This is a genomic window from Sphingomonas sp. P2_B6 (genome assembly GCF_056404755.1).
Window position 1 is genome coordinate 58,301 of the sequence record NZ_JBFUDK010000001.1, and the last position, 23,129, is coordinate 81,429.

At 65.5% G+C, this 23,129-nt stretch carries 24 protein-coding genes; 14 read left to right on the plus strand and 10 right to left on the minus strand.

What is annotated here, in order from left to right:
- Both AC1DX5_RS00295 and AC1DX5_RS00300 read left to right on the plus strand, forming a co-directional pair.
- Complete coding sequence (locus AC1DX5_RS00295) at positions 1-372, plus strand: MTH938/NDUFAF3 family protein (protein WP_478013699.1); 372 nt, start codon at positions 1-3, stop codon at positions 370-372.
- A gap of 57 nt (positions 373-429) precedes the next feature.
- Entirely contained in the window at positions 430-1,617 is a 1,188-nt protein-coding gene (locus AC1DX5_RS00300; RefSeq protein ID WP_478013701.1) for a DUF3089 domain-containing protein, read from the plus strand.
- On the opposite strand, the gene AC1DX5_RS00305 is transcribed toward AC1DX5_RS00300, so the two are convergent.
- A complete protein-coding gene (locus AC1DX5_RS00305) occupies positions 1,618-2,442 on the minus strand; it encodes a class I mannose-6-phosphate isomerase (protein WP_478013703.1) in 825 nt (274 codons plus the stop codon).
- Between the two features lie 113 nt (positions 2,443-2,555).
- On the opposite strand from AC1DX5_RS00305, the gene AC1DX5_RS00310 reads away from it, so the two are divergent.
- From AC1DX5_RS00310 to AC1DX5_RS00320, 3 genes are read left to right on the plus strand one after another with little or no spacing between them, the layout of a single operon-like run.
- Positions 2,556-3,371, plus strand: coding sequence for an outer membrane protein assembly factor BamD (locus AC1DX5_RS00310; protein ID WP_465172098.1), 816 nt, complete (start codon positions 2,556-2,558; stop codon positions 3,369-3,371).
- Between the two features lie 18 nt (positions 3,372-3,389).
- Positions 3,390-5,054: a DNA repair protein RecN gene (gene recN, locus AC1DX5_RS00315; protein ID WP_478013704.1), complete on the plus strand. Its 1,665-nt coding sequence runs from the start codon at positions 3,390-3,392 to the stop codon at positions 5,052-5,054.
- Positions 5,054-6,268: a tetratricopeptide repeat protein gene (locus AC1DX5_RS00320; RefSeq protein WP_478013705.1), complete on the plus strand. Its 1,215-nt coding sequence runs from the start codon at positions 5,054-5,056 to the stop codon at positions 6,266-6,268. Before recN ends, AC1DX5_RS00320 begins: the two co-directional genes overlap by 1 nt.
- Positions 6,269-6,275: 7 nt before the next feature.
- Here AC1DX5_RS00320 and AC1DX5_RS00325 read toward each other — a convergent pair whose 3' ends face one another.
- On the minus strand, positions 6,276-6,587 hold the full coding sequence (locus AC1DX5_RS00325; RefSeq protein ID WP_465175866.1) for a hypothetical protein: 312 nt from the start codon (positions 6,585-6,587) through the stop codon (positions 6,276-6,278).
- Positions 6,588-6,935: 348 nt separating this feature from the next.
- Between AC1DX5_RS00325 and AC1DX5_RS00330 the strand changes: the two genes are divergently transcribed.
- The 4 genes from AC1DX5_RS00330 to AC1DX5_RS00345 all read left to right on the plus strand — a co-directional run bounded on the left by AC1DX5_RS00330 (position 6,936) and on the right by AC1DX5_RS00345 (position 12,494).
- The gene (locus tag AC1DX5_RS00330; protein WP_034159288.1) at positions 6,936-7,142 is read left to right on the plus strand and encodes a cold-shock protein; all 207 of its coding nucleotides are present in this window, start codon (positions 6,936-6,938) and stop codon (positions 7,140-7,142) included.
- Positions 7,143-7,415 (plus strand): hypothetical protein, encoded by a 273-nt coding sequence (locus AC1DX5_RS00335; protein WP_465172095.1) that lies wholly within the window; start codon positions 7,143-7,145, stop codon positions 7,413-7,415.
- Positions 7,416-7,593: 178 nt separating this feature from the next.
- On the plus strand, positions 7,594-9,690 hold the full coding sequence (ligA, locus tag AC1DX5_RS00340) for an NAD-dependent DNA ligase LigA (RefSeq protein WP_478013706.1): 2,097 nt from the start codon (positions 7,594-7,596) through the stop codon (positions 9,688-9,690).
- A 149-nt stretch (positions 9,691-9,839) separates the two neighbouring features.
- Positions 9,840-12,494, plus strand: a complete 2,655-nt coding sequence (locus AC1DX5_RS00345; RefSeq protein ID WP_465172093.1) for a TonB-dependent receptor — start codon at positions 9,840-9,842, stop codon at positions 12,492-12,494.
- A gap of 99 nt (positions 12,495-12,593) precedes the next feature.
- Here AC1DX5_RS00345 and AC1DX5_RS00350 read toward each other — a convergent pair whose 3' ends face one another.
- Entirely contained in the window at positions 12,594-13,184 is a 591-nt protein-coding gene (locus AC1DX5_RS00350; protein ID WP_465172092.1) for an HD domain-containing protein, read from the minus strand.
- A gap of 281 nt (positions 13,185-13,465) precedes the next feature.
- On the opposite strand from AC1DX5_RS00350, the gene AC1DX5_RS00355 reads away from it, so the two are divergent.
- Genes AC1DX5_RS00355 through AC1DX5_RS00370 form a run of 4 tightly spaced genes read left to right on the plus strand, consistent with a single transcriptional unit; the run spans position 13,466 to position 17,105 of the window.
- Positions 13,466-14,572 (plus strand): sensor histidine kinase, encoded by a 1,107-nt coding sequence (locus AC1DX5_RS00355; RefSeq protein ID WP_465172091.1) that lies wholly within the window; start codon positions 13,466-13,468, stop codon positions 14,570-14,572.
- A complete protein-coding gene (locus AC1DX5_RS00360; protein WP_465172090.1) occupies positions 14,569-15,369 on the plus strand; it encodes a LytR/AlgR family response regulator transcription factor in 801 nt (266 codons plus the stop codon). The genes AC1DX5_RS00355 and AC1DX5_RS00360 overlap by 4 nt, the downstream gene beginning before the upstream one ends.
- Positions 15,370-15,419: 50 nt before the next feature.
- Positions 15,420-16,250: a class I SAM-dependent methyltransferase gene (locus AC1DX5_RS00365; RefSeq protein WP_478013707.1), complete on the plus strand. Its 831-nt coding sequence runs from the start codon at positions 15,420-15,422 to the stop codon at positions 16,248-16,250.
- A 27-nt stretch (positions 16,251-16,277) separates the two neighbouring features.
- On the plus strand, positions 16,278-17,105 hold the full coding sequence (locus AC1DX5_RS00370; protein WP_478013708.1) for an isocitrate lyase/PEP mutase family protein: 828 nt from the start codon (positions 16,278-16,280) through the stop codon (positions 17,103-17,105).
- On the opposite strand, the gene AC1DX5_RS00375 is transcribed toward AC1DX5_RS00370, so the two are convergent.
- The 3 genes from AC1DX5_RS00375 to AC1DX5_RS00385 all read right to left on the minus strand — a co-directional run bounded on the left by AC1DX5_RS00375 (position 17,038) and on the right by AC1DX5_RS00385 (position 18,396).
- The gene (locus AC1DX5_RS00375) at positions 17,038-17,307 is read right to left on the minus strand and encodes a DUF3297 family protein (protein WP_465172087.1); all 270 of its coding nucleotides are present in this window, start codon (positions 17,305-17,307) and stop codon (positions 17,038-17,040) included. The two genes, AC1DX5_RS00370 and AC1DX5_RS00375, sit on opposite strands and share 68 nt — an antisense overlap.
- A gap of 100 nt (positions 17,308-17,407) precedes the next feature.
- Positions 17,408-17,782, minus strand: coding sequence for a hypothetical protein (locus tag AC1DX5_RS00380; RefSeq protein ID WP_465172086.1), 375 nt, complete (start codon positions 17,780-17,782; stop codon positions 17,408-17,410).
- Between the two features lie 134 nt (positions 17,783-17,916).
- Positions 17,917-18,396, minus strand: coding sequence for a DUF805 domain-containing protein (locus tag AC1DX5_RS00385; RefSeq protein ID WP_478013709.1), 480 nt, complete (start codon positions 18,394-18,396; stop codon positions 17,917-17,919).
- A gap of 79 nt (positions 18,397-18,475) precedes the next feature.
- Here AC1DX5_RS00385 and AC1DX5_RS00390 point away from each other — a divergent pair, with 79 nt between their 5' ends.
- Entirely contained in the window at positions 18,476-18,874 is a 399-nt protein-coding gene (locus tag AC1DX5_RS00390; protein WP_478014025.1) for an EVE domain-containing protein, read from the plus strand.
- 11 nt (positions 18,875-18,885) lie between these two features.
- On the opposite strand, the gene AC1DX5_RS00395 is transcribed toward AC1DX5_RS00390, so the two are convergent.
- The 4 genes from AC1DX5_RS00395 to AC1DX5_RS00410 form a co-directional block, all read right to left on the minus strand.
- Complete coding sequence (locus AC1DX5_RS00395) at positions 18,886-19,299, minus strand: PIN domain-containing protein (RefSeq protein ID WP_478013710.1); 414 nt, start codon at positions 19,297-19,299, stop codon at positions 18,886-18,888.
- Positions 19,296-19,496, minus strand: a complete 201-nt coding sequence (locus AC1DX5_RS00400) for a hypothetical protein (protein WP_478013711.1) — start codon at positions 19,494-19,496, stop codon at positions 19,296-19,298. The genes AC1DX5_RS00395 and AC1DX5_RS00400 overlap by 4 nt, the downstream gene beginning before the upstream one ends.
- A gap of 126 nt (positions 19,497-19,622) precedes the next feature.
- On the minus strand, positions 19,623-21,461 hold the full coding sequence (gene typA, locus AC1DX5_RS00405; RefSeq protein WP_465175857.1) for a translational GTPase TypA: 1,839 nt from the start codon (positions 21,459-21,461) through the stop codon (positions 19,623-19,625).
- A 331-nt stretch (positions 21,462-21,792) separates the two neighbouring features.
- A complete protein-coding gene (locus AC1DX5_RS00410; protein WP_478013712.1) occupies positions 21,793-23,028 on the minus strand; it encodes a glycoside hydrolase family 27 protein in 1,236 nt (411 codons plus the stop codon).
- Positions 23,029-23,129 lie beyond the last annotated feature (101 nt).

Sequence of the window (23,129 nt, forward strand, 5' to 3'; positions counted from 1 at the left end):
ATGCGCATGGATAAGGGCCAGCAGACCGACGGGCCGATCATCTCGGCCTTTTCGAGCGGCGGCTTCAAGGTCGATGACGGCGTCTATCGCGCGCTGCTGATCTCGCCGGTGCGCGCCGATGGCTGGGCGCCGCCGCTGCTGGCGGCGTTGCGCGCGGACGATGTCGCGCCGTTGCTCGCGCTCGATCCCTTCCCCGAATTCCTGCTGCTCGGCACCGGCCCGACGCTGGTGCGCCCGCCGCTCGCCTTTGTGCGCGCGATCGAGGCGCGCGGGCTCGGTATCGAGGCGATGGACAGCCGCGCCGCGGCCCGCGCCTGGGCGGTGCTGCGCGGCGAGGGCCGATGGATCGCGGGCGCGCTCTACCCGCTTTGACCGCCGCGGGGCGTCAGGATATCATGCCCCAAGCTTGAAGCTGGGGGGAGAGATCGCATGAAGCTGCTTGCCGGACTGGCGCTGCTCGCCATATCTTTGTTCACCGTTACCGCCGCCGCGCAGACGGCGCCCGCGCCACCCCCCGCACCCGCACCGGATTATGCTCAGGACTCGGCATGGCTCTGCCGGCCGGGCCGTGCCGATGCGTGCGCGGTCAATCAGGACGTCACCGTCATCCAGGCCAATGGCAAGAGGAAGATCGAGAAGTTCAAGCCGGCGCCCGCGCCGCAGTTCGACTGTTTCTACGTCTACCCGACCGTCTCCAACGATGCGACGCCCAACAGCGACATGACGCCCGGGCCGGAGGAACTCGCCGTGGCGGCGGCACAGGCGGCACGCTTCGCGTCGGAATGCCGGGTGTTCGCGCCGCTCTATCGCCAGGTCACGCTGACGGCGCTGCGCGCCTTCATCACCGGCCAGCCCGTGACGATGGACCGCGACATGCCGGTCAGCGACGTGACGGCGGCTTGGAACGACTATCTGGCCCGCGACAACAAGGGCCGCGGCGTGGTGCTGATCGGGCACAGCCAGGGCTCGCTCGTGCTGAAGACGCTGATCGCCAGGACGATCGAGACCTCTCCGGTCCGCCGCAATATCATCTCGGCGATGCTGATCGGCGCCAATGTCGCGGTGCCGCCGGGCAAGGATGTCGGTGGCGACTTCAAGCGGCTGCCTTTGTGCCGCAAGGACGACCAGTTCAACTGCGTGATCAGCTACGCCAGCTTCCGCGCCGATTCGCCGCCACCGGCGAACAGCCGTTTCGGCAAGGTGCCCGACGCAGGCATGGTCGCCGCCTGCACCAATCCCGCGGCGCTCGCCGGCGGCAAGGTGGTGACCGATGCGATCTTCGGCACAAAGGGCGCCGGCACGGGCAGCGCGGCGATGGGGCCATGGACGAGCGACAACCTGCCGGTCACCACCGGCTTCGTGAAGGTGCCCGGCCTGATCTCGGCCGAATGCGTGTCGAAGGACGGGTTCGACTATCTCGCCGTCACGGTGAACGCCAACCCGGCCGACCCGCGCACCGACACGATCGTCGGCGACGTCTCGGTCGGCGGGGTCATCCTGAAGGACTGGGGCCTGCACCTGATCGACATGCCGGTGGAGATGGGCAATCTCGTCGACCTCGCCGACCGCCAGGCAGCGGCGTGGCGGGGCACGCCCTACAAGCCCAGGCGGCGCTGATCAGAGGCGCTTGTCGCCGGGATAGGCGAACAGCAGGTCGCTGCCCGGCGACGCCGCGATCTCGCAGCGTCCCGCGAAGATCAGGCATTCGCCGGCCTTCCACGCCACGCCGTCAGCCACGCCCTCGCCGGCGATCGGCACGAACCAGCCCGTCACGCCCTCGGGCAGGGTCACCACGCGGTGGCCGGCGGGCCAGCGTTCGAGGACGAATTTCGGCCCCTCGGCCAGGATCACCCGGTCGCCCGTCGCTGGCGCCGGCGTCGGCAAGGGCACGAAGGGCACCGGATCGGAGACAGCGACGCCCGCATCCAGATGGAGCTCGCGATCGCTGCCATAATCATAGAGGCGATAGGTCAGATCGACATTCTGCTGGACTTCGATCAGCGTGATGCCGGCGCCGATGGCATGAACGGTGCCGGCCTCGGAATAGATGAAGTCCCCCGCCTTGACCGGCTTCCAGTCGAGCAGCTGCTCGATCGAGCCGTCGAGCGAGGCGGCGCGAAGCGCGTCCTTGGTCATCGGCGCCCTGGTGCCCAGCGCGATCGTCGCGTCGGGCTCGGCCGCGAGGATCACCCAGGCTTCGTCCTTGCCGCGCGGATAGCCCGCCGCGCGCGCCGATGCGTCGTCCGGATGGACCTGGACCGACAGCTTCTGGCTGGTGAAGAGATACTTGATCAGCAGCTCGGGCTCGCCGGCATGCGGCGTCTGGAACCACACTTCACCGATCGGGTCGGCGCCCGGCGCGGGATCGGGAAAGCCCGGCCACAGGTCGTGCCGCCCCCATGGTTTCTCAACGCGCTTGGTGGCGAGCAAAGTGGCGGTCATGCATGTCCCCTGGGAATGATGTTCGATAGCACCAACGTATCTCGCTCGCCATCCGATCCCGCCGCGCGAAAAACGTTGTTCGGGCGGGAGGGCTTGGGCTAAGGATCGCCGTGATGCGTATCCCCCTGTCCCGCTCGATCGCGCTTGCGCTTGTTGCCGCTTCGGCGTTCACCGTTTCCGGCTGTGCCGGCAAGGGCGCGAAAAGCGACATTCCCTATGTCGCCCGCGATGTGGGCACGCTCTACACGACGGGCAAGAACCGGCTCGACCGCAAGCAGTACAAGCTTGCCGCGGCGCTGTTCGACGAAGTCGAGCGCCAGCATCCCTATTCGATCTGGGCGCGCCGCGCGCAGCTGATGAGCGCCTTCTCCTATTATCTCGACCGTGACTACACCAACTCGATCCAGTCGGCGCAGCGCTTCATCTCGGTCCATCCGGGCAACCGCGATGCGCCCTATGCCTATTACCTGATCGCGCTCGGCTATTACGAGCAGATCAGCGACGTGACCCGCGACCAGAAGATCACCCAGCAGGCACTCGATTCGCTCGGCGAACTGACCCGGCGCTATCCCAACAGCCGCTATGCCGCCGATGCGCGGCTGAAGATCGATCTCGTGCGCGACCATCTCGCCGGCAAGGAGATGGAGATCGGCCGCTTCTACGAGACGCGCGGCCAGTGGCTGTCGGCGACGATGCGCTTCCGCCGCGTGGTCGACGATTATCAGACGACGACTCACGTGCCCGAGGCGCTGATGCGCCTGACCGAGACCTATCTCGCGCTCGGCGTGCCCGAGGAAGCGCAGAAGGCAGCGGCCGTGCTCGGCGCCAACTATCCGGGTACCGACTGGTATCAGCGCGCCTACAAGCTGATGCAGGAACATCCGGTGAAGGCAGCCTCCGCCGCCGTGCCGGCCAAGACGGGCGCCTGACGCGGCGCTTATGCCGCAATGCTGACATCCCTGTCGATCCGCGACGTCGTGCTGATCGAGGCGTTGGACCTCGATTTCGGCGACGGCCTGGGCGTGCTGACCGGTGAGACCGGCGCGGGCAAGTCGATCCTGCTCGATGCCCTCGGCCTTGCGCTCGGCGCACGCGGAGAGAGCGGACTGGTGCGGCAGGGCGCGTCCCAGGCCGTGGTCAGCGCGAGCTTCGACACGCCGCATGCCGATGGCCCGATCGCCTCGCTGCTCGCCCAGAACGGCCTCGACATCGACCCGGGCGAACCGCTGATCATCCGCCGCATCGTCAAGTCCGATGGCGGCAGCCGGGCGTTCGTCAACGACCAGCCTGCCTCTGCCGGGTTGCTGCGCGAACTGGCGGTGCATCTGGTCGAGATCCACGGCCAGCATGACGATCGCGGCCTGCTCAACCCGCGCGGACATCGCGCGCTGCTCGACGCGTTCGCGCGCATCGATGCCGGCCCCGCCGCCCGCGCCCACCGCGCCTGGCGCGAGGCGGAGGACGCGCTGGCGGTGGCCCGGGCAGAGCTCGACACCGTCGCACGCGACCAGGAATGGCTCGAACATGCCGTGGCCGAACTGACCAGGTTCGAGCCCGAGCCCGGCGAGGAAGAGATCCTCGCGACCCGACGCGCCGGCATGCAACGCGGCGAGAAGATCGCGGGCGACCTGCAGGCGATCGCCGACCTGCTCGAAGGATCGGAGGGCGGGCTTGCCCGGCTGCGCCAGGCGGCGCGGGTGCTCGAGCGGGTGTCCGGGGATCATGACGCGCTGGGCGAAGCGCTGGCGGCGATCGACCGCGCGCTGGTCGAGGGCGGGCTCGCGCAGGAGAAAGTCGACGAGGCAGCCGAAGCGCTCGCCTTCGACCCATCGCAGCTCGAAGCCGACGAGACCCGGCTGTTCGAGCTGCGCGCGCTGGCCCGCAAGCACCGGGTACAGCCCGACGACCTCGCCGCGCTCGCTGCCGACCTGGCCGGCAAGCTGGAGCGGATCGAAAGCGGCGGCGCGGGGATTGCGGCGCTGGAGCGTGTCGTCACCGAGGCCGCGCGCGCCTATGAGGCGGAGGCTGACGCCATCACCGCCGCCCGCACCGAAGCGGCCGCTCGGCTCGATGCCGCGGTCAAGGGCGAGCTGGCGCCGCTCAAGCTCGATGCCGCACGCTTCCGTACCATGGTCGCGCCCCTCGGCAACGATCAGTGGAGCGCCTCGGGCAAGGACCGGGTCGAGTTCGAGATCTCGACCAATCCGGGTGCGCCGTTCGGCGCATTGGCCAAGATCGCCAGCGGCGGCGAGCTGTCGCGCTTCATCCTCGCCCTCAAGGTCGCATTGGCCGAGCAGGGCAGCGCCGCAACGATGATCTTCGACGAGATCGACCGCGGCGTCGGCGGCGCGGTGGCGAGCGCGATCGGCGAGCGGCTCGCTCGGCTCGCAGCGAACACCCAGTTGCTGGTGGTGACTCACAGCCCGCAGGTCGCGGCGCGCGGGCGCCATCACCTCCTGATCGCCAAGAGCCATGACGGCTTCGTCACCCGCACCGGCGTGGTGCAACTCGACGACAGTGCCCGGCGCGAGGAGATCGCCCGGATGCTGTCGGGCGCGACGATCACCGACGAAGCGCGGGCCCAGGCCGAACGATTGCTGGAGGCAGCGTGATGATCAGCATAGTCCTCGCGCTGTCCCTGGCAGTCGCCGGCCAGGACCATGCGGGACCATGTTCGAACGCCGAATCGGCCAGCGCCGGAACAGCTGACGCAAAGGCATGCGACAGCGCGATCGCGGAGGCCAGTACGCCAAAGGCGCAAGCCAATCTGATCACCGAGCGTGCCTATTTGCGCAACGAAAACAAGGATTCGCTTGGCGCCCTGACCGATCTTGATCGCGCTCTCGCCATCGACCCCGACAACGCTTTCTCGCTGACCGAGCGAGCCTATACGCGCAACGAACTGGCCGATTATCGCGGTGCCCTGGACGATATCGACCATAAGGTACGTCTGGGGATCGATACCGTCGACGTTTACAAGGAGCGCGCCTTTTCGCGCGCCTTTATCGGGGACTTCGCAGGGGCGGTGGCCGATCGCGACCATGTGCTCAAGCTCATCCCCGACAATTCGGAAGCGTGGTCCGCGCGGGCGATCGACCTGATGTGGATGGGTCGGCTCGACGATGCGCGGTCGGATATCGACCATGCCACGACACTCGCCAATGCCCAGGCCGACTCAGCGACGTTGAAGAACCTTGCCGATCTTCGACGGCAGATCACGCTCATGACCAGCGATGCCGAAGCCAGTCCGGACAAGGTTTGCCGCGCCGCGCAGAAAAGCGGCGAGTTCGGCCGCAAGGGGCTGATCGCAACCTGTACCGCAGCCTATATCGCCGCGCCGACCAACGCCGCAAAGGCGGAATTCCTCACGACCCGCGCGGTCGCCTGGATGTTTTCGGACCACGATGTGCAGATGACGTCGGATCGCCAAAGGGCTGTGGCGCTAGACCCTGGCAACGCCGATTGGCATGCCAATCTGGGCTTCTCCTACACGCAGAACCGCCATAGCTGGGCGGGTGAACGCGAATTCGACAAGGCACTCGCGATCAACGAATCCTGGGCGGCGTATGGCGGTCGCGCCATGGCTCGGTACAATCTCAAAAAAGTCGATGGCGCGTTTGCGGACGCCAGGAAGTCCTTAGAGATCAAGCCCAACGAGATCGCGCTGACGGTGCTCGGCGACCTGTCTTTCGACCGCGACGATGCGAAGGGCGCCAGGCTGTACTGGCTGTCCGCCTATCGCATGGGTGACAATGGCGAAGACATGCTCGAGCGGTTGAAGAAGATCGGCATCACCGATCCCGCCAAAGAAGCCGCGTCGAAATAGCCCTGGTTCAGAACGGGAATTTCAGCGTCACCATGATGCGCTTGTCGGGCTTGCCGTCGGGCCCCTGAGTCCCTTGCGCATAGATGTTGCCCTGGCCTCCCCCGATCCGGAAGCCGGTGCCGGGCCCTCCGACGGGATCATAGCGATGGCTGAGCGGACGCAGGCGGAACTGTTCCTGCGGCTCGGGGCGGCCGCAGACGACGATGTCGCCGTCCTCTTCGGCGCGTTCGGGGCAGCGGGTCGGATTGCGGCGCGGGGCGGGCGGGTCCGCAACGGGGCCAGCGGCGGCCTGGAGCATCGCCAATAGTGCCGCGATCATGGCTGCCCCTTCAACCGAGAGGCCGAACAACATCATGATAAAAGGGCCGGAACATGGCCGCTTCATTACGATGCGACTTTTCCGCAAAGCTGTGCTATAGCGCTGTCATCTCGCGATTCCGCCCACAAGCATCGCGTGACTGAGAGACCTTCGCGCTCCCGCTTGCCAAGCTGTTGGATCGCTCTTCTGGTTCTCTCTCCAATCTCCATTCGCACCGCTTCCGTGTTCACGGAGTAGCGCGCTCGTCCTCGGATGCGCCGGCCGGGGCCGGACGGTGCTCCGCTCTCTCTTCTCGGCCCCAAACCGGTGCAAGGCGATGCCACCACCGGGCTACCCAAGGAAATACTTATGCCGATCGGCACCGTAAAATTCTTCAACGCCGACAAGGGCTATGGCTTCATCGCGCCGGAAGGCGGCGGGAACGACGCCTTTGTGCACATCAGCGCCGTTGAAGCGGCCGGCATGCGCACGCTCGATAAGGAGCAGCGCGTGTCGTACGAGCTCGAGCAGGACCGTCGCGGCAAGATGTCCGCGGTCAACCTCGCCAGCGCGTAAGTGACGGGCGGGCGCCGGCCATGGCCGGCGCCCCTTCCCGCCTCCCCCGACCTGCGGAGAAGTCATACGAATACCACCGCCCTGTTCTATCGCGATCGTGCCCGTCAGGCGGAAGCCGATGCGAATGCCGCAACCCTGGACAATGTCCGCTCGCGCTGGCTGCGTGCCGCAAAAGCCTGGGACGAGATGGCCAGCCGTGCCGAGAAAACGGCCGAGCGCCGCTCCGTCAACGAAGAAGCCAAGATGGTCGCGGAGATGATGGAGGACGATTGATCGTCCCCTCCAACAGCGACTCGCATTACCGCCGTTGCCGGCGTCTTATTTTCTTCCTCCGTTAAGGTGGATTTCGGGGCCGGAATCAGGCACCCTTTCAGTGGCGACCTGGCCCGGTGCCGCCGCCACACTGATGCGGATCGTTGAATCGCTCTGCCGCCTCCGCTAGCGCTTGGCCATGAGCACGACCCTGTCCGCCCCGCTCCCAGACACCGACGAGGACGCCGCTGCCGAGCTGAAACGGCTCGCCGGCGAGATCGCCCATCACAACAGGCTCTATCATACCGACGACGCGCCGGAGATTTCGGACGCCGATTATGACGCGCTGGTCCGGCGCAACAATGCGATCGAGGCGGCCTTTCCCGGCCTGATCCGCACCGATTCGCCCAATGCCCAGATCGGCGCCGCCCCATCCAGCCATCTCGCCAAGGTGGCGCATGCCAGGCCGATGATGAGCCTGGACAATGGCTTTGCCGATGAGGACGCGACCGAATTCGTCGCGCGCGTGCGGCGGTTCCTGAGCCTGGCGGAAGACACGCCCGTAGCGCTCACAGCCGAGCCGAAGATCGACGGCCTGTCCTGCTCGCTGCGCTATGAGCGCGGCAGGCTGGTGCAGGCGCTGACCCGCGGGGACGGACAGGTCGGCGAGGACGTGACCGCGAATGTGCGCACCATCGACGACATTCCGGACAAGCTGCGTGGCGACGCGCCCGACATTTTCGAGATCCGCGGCGAGGTCTATATGGCCAAGGCGGATTTCACCGCGCTCAATGCCCGGCTGCTCACCGAAGCCGAGGCGGCGGGCGATGCCGGCAAGGCGCGCCAGTTCGCCAATCCGCGCAATGCTGCAGCGGGATCGCTGCGGCAAAAGGATGCCATTGTCACCGCGAGCCGCCCCTTGCGCTTCCTTGCCCATGGCTGGGGCGAAGTGTCGGCGGTACCCGGCGAGACGCAATATGACGTGATCCGGGCGATCGAGGCCTGGGGCCTCCCGGTCAGCGACATGTTGGTGCGGGTCGAGGACATCACCGAAGCGCTGGCGCAATATCGCAAGATCGAGGCGGCGCGCGCCGATCTGCCGTTCGATATCGACGGCGTCGTCTACAAGATCGACCGGCTCGACTGGCAGGCACGGCTGGGCGCGGTCGGCAGGGCGCCGCGCTGGGCATTGGCGCACAAATTCCCCGCCGAGCGTGCCCAGACCACGCTGGAGCGGATCGACATCCAGGTCGGTCGCACCGGCAAGCTGACCCCGGTGGCACGGCTGACGCCGGTCACGGTGGGCGGCGTGGTCGTGACCAACGCGACGCTGCACAACGAGCATGAGATCGCGCGGCTGAACGTATGGCCGGGCGACCGCGTGGTGCTGCAGCGCGCCGGCGACGTGATCCCGCAGATCGTCGAGAATCTGTCGCGCGACGAGAGCCGGGGCAGCTGGCCGTTTCCGACGCTATGCCCCGAATGCCAGTCCGACGCCGTGCGCGAGGAAGGCGAAGTCGATGTGCGCTGCACCGGCGGGCTGATCTGCCCGGCGCAGCGCGTCGAGCGACTGCGGCATTTCGCGAGCCGGGGTGCGCTGGATATCGAAGGGCTCGGCGCGACCAGCATCGAATCCTTCTTCCATGACGGCCTGCTCCATGCGCCCGCCGATATTTTCCGACTGAAGGACAAGCGTGAGGAACTGATCGGGCGCGAGCGCTGGGCGGAGACATCGGTCGACAATCTGCTGGCGGCGATCGAGGCGAAGCGCAGCCCTGACCCCGCGCGCTTCCTGTTCGGGCTGGGCATCCGCCATGTCGGTAGCGTCACCGCGCGCGACCTGGTCAAGGCGTTCGGCACGGTGGAAACCGTTGCTGATGTCGCGACCCGCGCGGCGTCCGATGAAGAGGCGCGCGCCGAACTGACCGCGGTGGAGGGAATCGGTCCGGTCGTCGCCGAGGCGCTGGTCGACTTCTTCGCCGAAGAGCATAACCGCGAGGCTTGGGCCGATCTGCTGAGCGAAGTCAGCCCCGCCGCCTATGTCTCCAATGTCCGCGCGTCCGAAGTGAGCGGCATGACATTGGTCTTCACGGGATCGCTGGAGACGCTGAGCCGGGACGAGGCAAAGGCCCAGGCCGAGGCTTTGGGCGCCCGGGTATCCGGCTCCGTCTCGGCCAAAACGGACCTTGTCATCGCCGGTCCGGGTGCGGGATCGAAGCTGAAAAAGGCGGCCGAACACGGGGTTAGGGTGATCGACGAAGCAGCCTGGGGTGAGATCGTCACCGCCGCCAAGTGATGCCTTTTTGCAACGCAGCATGACCGAATGCTGCACCCCCACTTGAAGAATCCCCCGTGTCATTTATCCGAAATATTCGAGTCGCATGGGGCCAGCGACGGCGAAACCGCCGAGCGATTCTTGCGACTGACGCCTCAAAGGGGAAAATCATGCGAAATAAACTTTTTATGGGCGTTGCGTTCGCAGCGCTGATGCTGCCGGGCGCCGCGTTCGCTCAATCCGCCGGTACGGTGGATTTCGAGGGTGGTGACATCGTCGTCACCGGCGCCCGCACCGACCGTGGCGTCGCCGGCGTGCAGATTCCCGATACGAGCAAGGCCAAGGGCGTCCTGACGCAGGAATTCATCAGCAAGCAGACCCCGGGCAACACGATCCTCGATACGATCAACCAGCTCCCGGGCGTCAGCTTCCAGAACAACGATCCGTTCGGCTCCGCCGGCGGCACCCTGACGATCCGCGGCTTCGATGCGAGCCGTATCTCGCTGACGTTCGACGGCGTTCCGCTGAACGACACCGGCAACTACGCGCTGTATGCGAACCAGCAGCTCGACCCCGAGCTGATCGACCAGGTCAATGTCAGCTTCGGCTCGACGGATGTCGACAGCCCCACGGCGGCCGCTTCGGGTTCCACCGTCAACTATCGCACGATCATGCCCACCGACGAGTTCGGTGCGCGCCTGCAGGGCTCGGTTGGCGACTATAATTTCTTCCGCGTCTTCGGCCTGGTCAACACGGGCGAATTCACCTCTTTCGGCACCAAGGCCTGGCTCTCCGCCAGCCACGCCGAGAACAATGTGGTGTTCAACAATTTCGGGCGGATCGACAAGGCGCAGTATAACGGCCGCGTCTATCAGCCGATCGGCAGCAATGGCGATTTCATCTCGGTCGCGGCGAACTACAACGTCAACCGCAACAACTTCTTCGGTTCGGCCCCGCTGCGGCTCGATTCGAACGTCTACACCTCCTCCATCGTAGGCGGCGTTCCGACACTGGTCCCCGGCGCGGTCCGCACCCCGGGCACCGGCTCGAGCAATCGCTTCCCGATCAGCCGCGACGAACTGCCGTACAATGTTCCGCGCTGCCAGGTCGATACGCCTCAGGCGGGTGTCCAGGACGCCACCAATACCTGCGGCACGACGTTCGACGAGCGCTACAATCCGTCGAACACCGGCAATATCCGCGTCAGCTCGCGCTTCACCCTCACGCCTGGCCTCGTCCTCACGGTCGAGCCGAGCTTCCAGTATGTGAAGGCCAATGGCGGCGGCACCGTGACCGGGCGTGAAGGCGTTCGCACGATCGGTGGCGTTTCCTACCAGGGCTTTGTCGGCGGCAATTATTATCTCGGCCGCGATCTCAATGGCGACGGGGACGTCCTCGACACCTGCACCCCGGCCGGCGCATCGTGCAGCGGCTTCACGGGCGTGACTTTCCTTGCGCCGAGCCAGACCGTCACGCATCGGTACGGCCTGATCTCGTCGCTGCGCTACGAGATCAACGACGATCACTCGGTCCGTATCAGCTATTCGCACGATTATGGCCGCCACCGTCAGACCGGCGAGCTTGCGCCGCTCCAGCAGAACGGCTTCCCGACAGACGTCTTCCCGATCAACAGCCCGGTCCGAAGCGCCAATGGCCGCATCGTCGAAAAGCGCGATCGCCTGTCGTTCGCGATCCTCGACCAGGTCGCCGGCGAATATCGCGGCACCTTCGGCATGCTGACGGTCAATGTCGGCGTCCGCGCACCGTTCTTCAAGCGCAACCTCAACAACTTCTGCTTTACCACTGCAGCGAACGGCAATGTCGACTGCCTTGGCCGCGGCAACAGCGCGGACAATGCGACCTACGCGACCGCCAATCCCGGGTTCGCGGCGCCGCAGAAGCGCACCTACACCTATAACCGCGTGCTGCCGAACGTCGGCGCGACCGTTAAGTTCGCCGATCACTTCACCGCTTATATCAACTATTCGAAGGGCTTGCAGGTTCCGGGCACGGACAACCTGTATCAGAGCTTCTTCTATGCGCTGAGCAATCCCGCAGCGCATCCGACGCCGGAGACCAGCGACAATTTCGACGCCGGCGTCCGTTACACGTCGAGCAAGATCCAGGCGACGATCAGCCCCTGGTTCACGCGGTTCACCAATCGCCTGGCGAGCGCGTTTGACGTGCTCACCGACCAGACGATCTATCGCAACCTCGGTCGCGTGGACAAATACGGCATCGACGGCAGCTTCGCCTATCGTCCGATCCCGGAAGTCTCGCTGTACGCCTTCGGTTCGTACCTGAAGTCGGAAATCAAGAACAACGTGGTGATCGGCGAATGCACGGTCGTCACCGCGGCCTGCACCGCGATCGGTAACCCGATCTACGCCCTGACCCAGGGCAAGCGTGAGTCCGGTGCGCCGGTCTACACCTTCGGCGGCCGCATCCAGGGCAATCTGGGACCGGTCGAACTGGGCGTACAGGCGAAGCGGACCGGTTCGCGTTACCTGAACGACCAGAATCTGCCGAACCTCCAGTGCACGGCCTCGCTCGTCAACCAGGCGTGCCCGACGGCAACGGCGGTGGCTTATCAGGTCTATCCCGCCAAGACCCCGGCCTACACCCAGGTCGACCTGCAGGGTCGCCTGTCGATGGGCTGGGCCGGCCTCAACGACAAGACCTTCGTGCAGGTCAACGTGCAGAACCTGTTCAACACCTATTATGTCGGCGGCTTCACCGGCGGTTCGACGGTGCAGTACAATGTTCCGTTCGTTCAGATCGGCAGCCCGCGCGCTTTCATCCTGACGCTGAACACTCAGTTCTGATCGTCACGGGCTTCTAAAAAATCGGCCGCCGTCCCAATCGGGACGGCGGCCTTTTTTTGTCCGAAGAGATAGTCGTCGGAGCGATACCGGCCGGCCGCGTCAGGCGACGTCGGTTGCCACCGCATAGACCGAGTTGATCGGCCGCGAGAACACCCGACCCACCATCGGCTCGAAGAAGCTCAGCGGGGCGCTTTCGTACGCCGGGTCGAAGGCCGACTGATCGTATTTCTCGCAGAATTCGGCGCAGGCCTCGAAATGCGCATGGCCGCGGTAATTCTCGCGCAGATCCCGGTCCATCCCGAGATAGTGGAAGAAATAATAGCCCTGGAACACGCCGTGCGTGTTGGCGATCCAGTGCAGTTCCTCCGAGACGAAGGGCCGGAGCATCGCGGCCCCGATCTCCGGATGGTTGAAGGTGCCGAGCGTGTCGCCGATGTCGTGGAGCAGCGCCATCACGACATAGGCCTCGTCCCGGCCGTCCTGGTGCGCGCGGGTCGCGGTCTGACGCGAATGTTCGAGCCGGTCGACCGGGAAGCCGCCGAAATCGCCGTCGAGCAGCTTGAGATGGGTGAGCACGCGAGCCGGCAAGTCACGCGCATAATCGCGGAAATGGCCGCCGATGATGTTCCAGTCCTGCTGGGTGCCCCCGCTCATCGCGGTGAATTGCGCGCGGTCCTGATGCTGGTTCATGCTTCTCTCTCTCCTCGTTCCGCCGGGCCCCCTGTCCCGTTGAGCACTTCCCTTCTCCCCCTGTGGGAGAAGGTGGCGCGAAGCGCCGGATGAGGGGGAGTGAGGTTCGGAACCACAACGACGCGTGTCCCCCTCACCCTTCCCATCGCAAGAGCGATGGGCCCCTTCCCTCTCCCACAAGGGGAGAGGGAAAAGAATGCGTCGCGATATCCTATCCGACAGCCTCGCGGCACCCTACTCCACTTTGCGCATCGGTCCCAGTCGGGTTAAGACCCCCGCCCATGCCGCTGTTCACCAAGCCCGCGATCTTCTCGCGGCCCTTTTTCGAAGACAAGAGCCGTGCCTTCTGGCGGCTCCAGGCGGCGGGCTGGACCGGCTATCTGATCCTGCGCAGCGTCTCCAGCATTTCCAACGGGCTCGATCTGACCGCGACCCTGCTGGTCATCGTCGAATCGATCGTCGGCTATTGCATCACGCTGCTGCTCTCGACGCTCTACCATTATTACCGGCACCAGCCGCGCATCGCGGCGGTAATCCTGACGATCCTGACCCTGGGCGCGGCCACCGTGCTGTACGCGGTGCTCGACGCCTTTTCCTTCTCGTTCATCAAGATGGCCAATCCGGGCCTGAATTTCAGCCTGGTGCTGGGCACCGTGTTCCTGAACTTCACCGTGCTGGCGGGCTGGTCCGCGCTCTATTTCGGGATCAATTTCTACCTGATCGTCGAGGAGCAGATCGACCAGCTCGAGGCACTGGGCAACCAGGCGAGCTCGGCGCAGCTGGCGATGCTGCGCTATCAGCTCAACCCGCATTTCCTGTTCAACACGCTCAATTCGATCTCGACCCTGGTGCTGCTCAAGCAGACCGAGCGGGCCAATGCGATGCTGAGCCGGCTGTCGTCGTTCCTGCGCTACACCCTGGCCAACGAACCGACCGCGCATGTGACGATCGCGCAGGAGGTCGAGACGCTGAAGCTGTACCTGGAAATCGAGAAGATGCGCTTCGAGGACCGGCTGCGCCCGAATTTCGATGTGGATCCACGCGTCGCCAAGGCGCGTTTACCCTCTTTGCTGCTGCAGCCGCTGGTCGAAAATGCGATCAAATATGCCGTCACCCCCAAGGAGGAAGGCGCCGAAATCGCGGTCACGGCGCGGCTCGCCGGGGATCGGGTGCAGATCGCCGTATCCGACACCGGGCCGGGCTTGAATGAAATGAAAGCACGTCCAAGCCTTTCAACCGGGGTTGGGCTCGCCAATATAAGGGAGCGGCTTGCTCAAGCTTATGGGCCTGACCACCGCTTCGAGACCCGCTCCATCCCCGGGGGCGGTTTCGGGGTCGAGATCGAGATTCCGTTCCAGCTTCAGGAACCGGTTAGAGAGGTAGCATGACGATCCGTACGATATTGGTGGACGACGAACCCCTGGCGATCCAGGGGCTCGAACTTCGCCTCCAGGCGCACGAGGATGTCGAGATCATCGACAAATGCCAGAATGGCCGCGAAGCCATTCGCAGCATCAAGACTCACAAGCCCGACCTCGTCTTCCTCGACATCCAGATGCCCGGTTTCGACGGCTTCTCGGTCGTCCAGGGCCTGATGGAGGTCGAACCCCCTTTGTTCGTGTTCGTCACCGCCTATTCGGACCATGCGCTGAAGGCGTTCGAGGCCCAGGCGGTCGATTATCTGATGAAGCCGGTCGAGGAATCGCGCCTGGCCGACACGCTCGACCGGGTGCGCCAGCGCCTCGCCGAGAAGCGCGGCATCGAGGAAGTCGACCGGCTGAAGGAAGTGCTGGCCGAAGTGGCGCCGGAATCGGTCGAGAACCTGGCCGATGGCGGCGAACAGGTCTCGGCCAATCGCTTCGAGAAGCTGATCAACATCAAGGACCGCGGGCAGATCTTCCGCGTCGATGTCGACACGATCGAGCGGATCGATGCAGCAGGCGATTACATGTGCATCTATACCGGCGATAATACGCTGATCCTGCGCGAGACGATGAAGGACCTGGAGAAACGGCTCGACCCGCGCCGCTTCCAGCGCGTGCACCGCTCCACCATCGTCAACCTCGATCTGGTGAAGGAAGTGAAGCCGCACACCAATGGCGAATGCTTCCTGGTGCTCGGGTCGGGCGCGCAGGTGAAGGTGTCGCGTTCCTATCGTGACGTGGTCGCGCGCTTCGTGCATTGATTCCGCGGGGCCGCGCCGTCGCGCGGTAACGACGCGGGGGACATGGCGGGATGGCGACAGCGCAAGAGCTTGGCGCGGAGATCAGGCGACTGGGGCCGTGGCATCACAATGTCGAGATCGCGCCGGGGGTGTGGACCGGGGACCCGGCCTTTCAGCCCGAACCCGATCCGGTGATCGGCACGCCCACGCTGCTTGATCCCTATCGCGGTTTCGCCAGGGCGGTCGGGCATCTTTTTCCCGACGGGCTGGCGGGCCGGTCCTTTCTCGACTGCGCCTGCAACGCCGGCGGCTTTCTCTTCGCCGCGCGGCGGCTCGGTGCCGGGCGCTGCTTCGGTTTCGACGTGCGCGAACACTGGATCAGGCAGGCGCGGTTCCTGGCCGAGCATCTGCCGAGCGACGATATCGATACGGGCACATGCAGCCTCGAGGATCTGCCGCAGATCGGCCTGAAGCCGTTCGACGTGACCTTGTTCAGCGGCATCCTCTATCACCTGCCCGATCCGGTGGCGGGGCTGAAGATCGCGGCCGACCTGACCAGGGAGCTGATCATCGTCAACACCGCGACCTTGCCGGGCAAGCGCGAGGGGTTCGTGCTCAATCCCGAAAGCCGTACGCTGGTGATGTCGGGGGTCGACCGGCTGGCCTGGTATCCGACCAGCGACAAGGTGATCCGCGAGATGCTGGCATGGTGTGGTTTCCCGCATGCCCGGCTGCGGTTCGATCGCGTGACGGAGGGTGGCCGGCACCGGGTCGAGCTATGGGCGGCGCGGGACCTATCCGCGTTCGCGCATTTCGACGCCACCCATCCCAAGGGCGAGCCGGCGGAGCCGAGGCTCGGGCCGCTTGACCGATTGACCCACCGCCTGCGCCGCCGCAAATAGGGCCAAACAGAACCGGGTCGAGGCGTGATGGAAAAATTCAGGGCTTTCGCGGCGTTGCACGTGCCGGGCAATCCGGTGATCCTCTACAACGCCTGGGACGCGGGCAGCGCGCGCGCCGTGGCGAGCGCGGGGGCGAAGGCGATCGCGACCGGCAGTTGGTCAGTCGCCGCGGCGCAGGCTTATGGCGACGGCGAAGGACTGCCGCTGGAGATCGCGCTGGCCGGCGCGACGCGGATCGCCGGCGCGGTCGACCTGCCGGTATCGATCGATTTCGAGGGCGGCTATGCCGTCGCGCCGAAGGACATCGCGGCCAACGCGACGCGGCTCGCGGCGACTGGCGCGATCGGGTGCAATTTCGAGGATCAGGTGGTGGGCGGCGAAGGGCTGCACCCGATCGAGGTCCAGGTCGCGCGGATCGCGGCGATGCGGGGCGCGACGGGCGTGCCCTTCTTCATCAACGCGCGCACCGACATCTTCCTGCAGAACGGGCCCGACACGCACGACGACGCGAAGGTCGACGCGGCGATCGAACGCGGCCTGGCTTATGCGGCGGCGGGCGCCAGCGGCTTTTTCGTGCCCGGGCTGGTCGACCTGGACCTGCTGGGCAGGATCTGTCGCGACGTACCGTTGCCGGTCAATTTCATGGCGTTCCCGGGCGCGCCCGGCGCGCGCGAGGTCGCTGCTGTCGGCGTTTCGCGGATCAGCCATGGGCCGAACCCCTATCGCACCGCGATGGCCGCGCTGACCGCGGCCGCGCAGGCGGCGTTCGACTGGAACCAGGCGGAGGTTATTCCTCCGGTTCGTCCGCGCCGCCGGGGGCTGGATTCTCGAACCAGGCCTCGACAGGTCCGCTGAGCTTCAGGGTCAGCGGCTGGCCGTGGCGATCGACCTTCTTGCCGAGGGCGACGCGGATCCAGCCTTCGGAGATCGAATATTCCTCCACGTCGCGGCGTTCCGCGCCCTTGAAGCGGATGCCGATCCCGCGGGAGAGCTTCTCCTCGTCGAAAAAGGGGCTGCGCGGGTTGGAGGACAGGCGGTCTGGCGGTGTGTCGGTCATGGGGCGGGCTCATGACGCAAAATCGCGCGCGATGCCAGAGCATGGATACGAAAACGGCGCGGAGCGAGTCCGCGCCGTCTCGTTCAGCCGAGGGTCGCGATCAGTTGCAGACGCGGACCCGGACGCTGCGGCCATAATAGCGGTCGTAGCGGCGCTCGACCCAGCAGCGGTTATAGTTCTGACGGTAGCGATAGGCGTAATAGCCGTCGTTCGGATAATAGCCGTGGCTGCGATAATAGCCGTCGTCATAATAGGGATCGTAGCCGCGCTGGCGGTAATAACGATCCCGGTCGCTGCTGCTCGACGCAATGGCGGCGCCGATCGCGAGGCCGGCGATGCCGGCGACGATCGCGGTGCCGGTGCCGTCGTCACGGTGGTAGCGGCGATAGCGCTGCGCGTCCGCCGGCAATGCCGTGGTCAGCGCCGTCGCGGCGAGCGCCACGCCGAGGCCGGCCTTCTTCACTAGAATGTTCATCTCAACCTCCTCTACTCAGCAAGCCCGTATCCGCATCGGGGGTATAACGCGGAAGCCGTGCAGCTTGTTGCAACCTTGTGGCAGAGTCGGTCTGAACCCATGCGGAATGCGGTGTTTAGCGAGGGTTCAGCGGATCAGTCGCCGAGCGTGGGGCGCTGGACGACACGCGCCGCATCGACCGGCGCATCGCGCCAGTCGTGGCGGTGGACGGTGTCGCGGCGCTTGGGATCTGGGCCGAAGCGGTTGGCGCCGGGCGTGCCATCGAAGCACATCAGGGCGATCAGCGGGAACTGGCCGAACGGCACCAGCCCGAGCAGGATCCACCAGCCCGTCCGGCCCTGATCGTGCAGCCGCCGCACCTGGACCGCGAGGAAGGGAATCACCAGCGCGAGGAACACCGCCAGGCCGATGATCTGCACCATATCGCCGGGGCCGCCCTGGAGCGTGAAGGGCGCGTCGAGCAGCTTTTGCGCGTCGCCGCCGAGCATCACGAAGACCACCCCGACCGGCAGGAGGAGCAGCCACTGCAACAGGACGAACAGCCAGTATTCCTTGCGCTGCGACCGGCCGCGGAAATCGGCGTAGCGGCGCAGCGCCAGCAGCATATGCTCCATGGTCGGTCCCCCTCTCCCGCCATGGACGTTGAAACGCCTGTCGGCCAAAGTAAAGTTGGGTTCATCCAAGGAGGCGATGATGGCGTACTGGCTGCTGAAGTCCGAACCCGAAAGCTATAGCTGGGACGACCTGATCCGCGAGGGCGCGACGGAATGGACCGGGGTGCGCAATCCCGCCGCGGCGCTTCACCTGAAGGCGATGGCGGTGGGCGATCGCGGGCTCTTCTATCATAGCGGCAAGGAAAAGGCGGCCGTCGGGGTAATGGAGATCACCCGCACCGCGCAGCAGGACGGCGACGAACCGCGCTGGGTGTCGGTTGCTGTCAAACCGGTCGAGGCGCTGGCCAAACCCGTCACCCTGGCGGCGATGAAGGCCGAGCCGAAGCTCGCTGGCATGGAGATGCTGCGCCAGTCGCGATTGTCGGTCAGCCCCGTCAGCGACGCCCAATGGGCGGTACTGACGGGGATGGGCGCCTGATCCCGACCTGGTCAATCCTTCCAGGGATCGATCAGCGCCAGTTCGGTGACGATGAAATCGGAGCCGTTGCGGGTCGCAAGCGCGCAGCCATGCTCGCTTGCGATGGCTGCGATCTGCGCGTCCGGGACCGACATCGGCCGGCCGTTTCGCCGCGCCTTGCCGAGGATATCGCCATAGACCAGCGCCGTCGTCATGGCGAAGGCGTGGCTGCGCCCCGCGAAATGGAAACGCCACTCCGCAATCTGTTCGGCGAGACGCGCCTTGCGCGAACCGTCATCGAGCCTGGCGACGCCATACGCCAGTTCGCCGATCGCAACCGATGCCAGGACACACTCGGATTCGTTCAGCAGAAACCATCGCTCGACGGCAGGATCGGGGTTAGCCTTCATCAATTCCGACATCACATTCGTGTCGAGAAGGATCAAAGCGTGATGCCCTCATGCGGCACGCGATTCTCCGCGATCAGCGCATCGAGATCCGCGTCCTCCACCGCCAGGCTCTTCAAACGCTTGAGGAAGGCGGCTGCGCTGGGTTCCGGATGGCGCCGGGCATATTCCAGCAGCGCATCCTCGACGATCGCATGAATTGGCCGCCGCTCCTGCCGCGAGAGCTTATGCGCCAAATCGCGCGCCCGCGCGGAGCGAACCGAAAGCTGCGGTGCGTTCATGATGGCGCGATAGCATTTTGATGGCATGATGGCAACGCACCGGGGTGCGCTGCCCTTCCGCTCTTCGCGTTCGCGTCAGGCTCAGGCGGCCTGCTTGGCGCGCGATGCCTTTTTCCGCTCGTGCGGATCGAGGTAGCGCTTGCGCAGGCGGATCGACTTTGGCGTCACCTCGACCATTTCGTCGTCGTCGATATAGGCGATAGCCTGTTCCAGCGTCATCTTCTTCGGCGGGGTGAGGCGGATCGCGTCGTCCTTGCCGCCCGAGGCGCGGAAGTTGGTGAGCTGCTTCGCCTTCATCGGATTGACTTCGAGGTCATCGTTCTTGGCGTTCTCGCCGACGATCATGCCCTCGTACAGCGCCTCGCCATGCCCGACGAACAGGATGCCGCGCTCCTCGAGCGGGCCGAGCGCATAGCTGTTGGCCTCGCCCGAACCGTTCGAGATCAGCACACCGTTCTTGCGGCCTTCGATCTGGCCCTTGTGCGGACCGTATTTCTCGAACAGCCGGTTCATGATGCCGGTGCCGCGCGTGTCCGACAGGAACTCGCCATGATAGCCGATCATGCCGCGCGACGGCGCGGAGAAGGTGATGCGGGTCTTGCCGCCGCCCGAGGGACGCATGTCGGTCATCTCGGCCTTGCGCAGGTTCATCTTCTCGACGACCGTGCCCGAATATTCCTCGTCGACGTCGATGATCACGGTCTCGTACGGCTCGGTCCGGCCGCCATTCTCGTCCTCGCCGAACAGCACGCGCGGGCGGCTGATGCCGAGCTCGAACCCTTCGCGGCGCATCGTCTCGATCAGCACGCCGAGCTGAAGCTCGCCGCGACCGGCGACTTCATAGCTGTCGCGATCGGCGGCTTCGGTCACCTTGACCGCGACGTTCGATTCGGCCTCGCGGAACAGGCGGTCGCGGATCATGCGTGACGTCACCTTGGTGCCTTCGCGGCCGGCCATCGGCGAATCGTTCACCGCGAAACGCATCGACAGGGTCGGCGGATCGATCGGCTGGGCATGGAGCGGCTCGCTGACCGAGATGTCGGCGATGGTGTCGGACACGGTCGCGACGGTCAGGCCGGCGAGCGAGATGATGTCGCCTGCCTTGGCCTCTTCGGCCGGCACGCGCTCGAGCCCGCGGAAGGTCATGATCTTCGACGCGCGGCCGGCCTCGACGATCTTGCCGTCATTGTTCAGCGCGTGGATCGGCTGGTTGAGCTTCACCGTGCCGGAATTGACGCGGCCGGTGAGGATGCGGCCGAGGAAATTGTCGCGGTCGAGCAGCGTCACCAGGAAGGTGAAGGGCGCATCGACATCGACCTCCGGTGCCGGGATATGGCTGACGATCGTCTCGAACATCGGGGTCAGCGTGCCTTCGCGCGCATTCTCGTCGGTCGAGGCATAGCCGTTGCGGCCCGAGGCGTAGAGCACCGGGAAATCGAGCTGCTCGTCGGTCGCCTCGAGCGAGACGAACAGGTCGAACACTTCGTCGAGCACTTCCTGGATGCGCGCGTCGCTGCGGTCGACCTTGTTGACCACGACGATTGGCCGAAGGCCAAGAGCAAGGGCTTTTCCGGTGACGAACTTGGTCTGCGGCATCGCGCCTTCGGCCGAATCGACCAGCAGGATCACGCCGTCGACCATCGAGAGGATGCGCTCCACCTCGCCGCCGAAATCGGCGTGGCCGGGCGTGTCGACGATGTTGATGCGGGTCGCGACGCCGGCGCCGTCGATCCATTCGATCGAGGTCGGCTTGGCGAGGATGGTGATGCCGCGCTCTTTTTCGAGGTCGTTCGAATCCATCGCGCGCTCTTCGACGCGCTGGTTGTCGCGGAAGGTGCCGGACTGGCGGAAGAGCTGGTCGACCAGGGTTGTCTTGCCGTGATCGACATGGGCGATGATCGCCACGTTGCGGAGGCTCATTGGGTCACTCGATATTTTGCAGGGAAAAGGTTGCGGGGGCCGATAGCGCAATTGCTGCGTCGCGGAAAGGGTGGATGTCACAGGAAGCGGCAGAGGCCGATTCCGGCCCGCGCGCCGCCCATGCCGAAACCGGCCTCATTCCGCCGCGCCATAGCGTGCAGGGCAGCGGGCTGAATGGGTGGAACCAACCTTCGCGGTCGGTCGGCGCGCTGATCCGGTTCTCGATACCGAGGGCAATGACATCGGCGCGATGCAATATGTGACGGTACCGCATACCTGAGCGCCCCACCCGTTACGTTCCCCGGCCTCCGCCGGGGACGCGCAAGTGGGGTCAGGGCAGCAGCCGCACCATCACCACGCCGTGCGGCTCGACCGTCGCGGAGAAACTGCCGGCCATGCGCCCGAGCGATTTGTGGGCCCACAGGTCGCGCACTTCCGCCTTCAGGCCGAGCGGATAGCCGAGTTCGGTCCAGTCGGCCCTGATCCTCGCTGGCGTCGCCCCGCGGTTGAACAGGATCACCGCGCGCCCGCCATCCGCCAGGGGCCTCGCCCAGACCTCGGTATCGCCGTCGTCGCGAACGCGATGCCCCTGGATGCCGAGCGGATCCTGGTCGATCGCGATCACGTCCTTGTTGAGCAGGATCGCGCTGGTCGCCGGGCTCATCGCGGCGATGTCGTTGCCCGCCATCAGCGGCGCGGCCATCAACGCCCAGAGGCTGAAATGGCTGCGATATTCGGTATCGGTCATGCCGCCATTGCCGATCTCCAGCATATCGGGATCGTTCCAGTGGCCGGGCCCCGCAAAGGGCCAGAGCGGCTCGTTGCGGTCGATGATGTCGAGCAGGCTGTGCGTCCACCAATGTTGCTTGTCCTCACCGGAGAAGCGGTCGCCGATATCACCGGTGGTGCGCCACAGATTGCCGATCTTCGCGCCCCATCGCCACGGATCGTTCTGGCCCCATTCGCAGATGCTGAGCACGATCTCCCGGCCGCTCGCCTTCAGCGCGTCGGCCATCAGCGCATAGGCTTCCTCGGCGTTGCGCGTGCCGGTGGAGCACCAGTCGTACTTCAGATAGTCGACGCCCCAGCGCGCATAGGTCAGCGCGTCCTGATATTCATGGCCCTGGCTGCCCGGCCGGCCGCCGCAGGTCTTCATGCCGGCGTCGGAATAGATGCCGAACTTCAGCCCCCTGGCATGGACGTAATCGGCGAGCGGCCTGATGCCCGAGGGGAATTTGACCGGATCGGCGGTGATGAATCCGTCCTTGTCGCGCGCGCCGTGCCAGCAATCGTCGATCACGACATAATGATAGCCGGCATCGCGCATGCCGCTCGACACCATCGCGTCGACGACCGCGCGGACGGTCTTTTCGCTGATGTCGCAGCCGAACTTGTTCCAGCTGTTCCAGCCCATCGGCGGGGTCCGGGCGAGCCCGTTGGCGACCCGCGCCGGATCGCGCGAGGGTGGGATACGGTTGGGATCGATCGTTTCCTGCGCGCTCGCTGCCGTGGCGAGCATCAGCACCATGACAAATGCAGCCGCCATCCGGCGCAGCCCGTGCAGCATCGACTTCTCCCCTGTCTAACGTTGGTCATTTGACGTCGCGGAGATCGCTTGCGCAACATTTTTCCGCTATCCTGCCGATACGTGACAAGTGTTATAGTTGA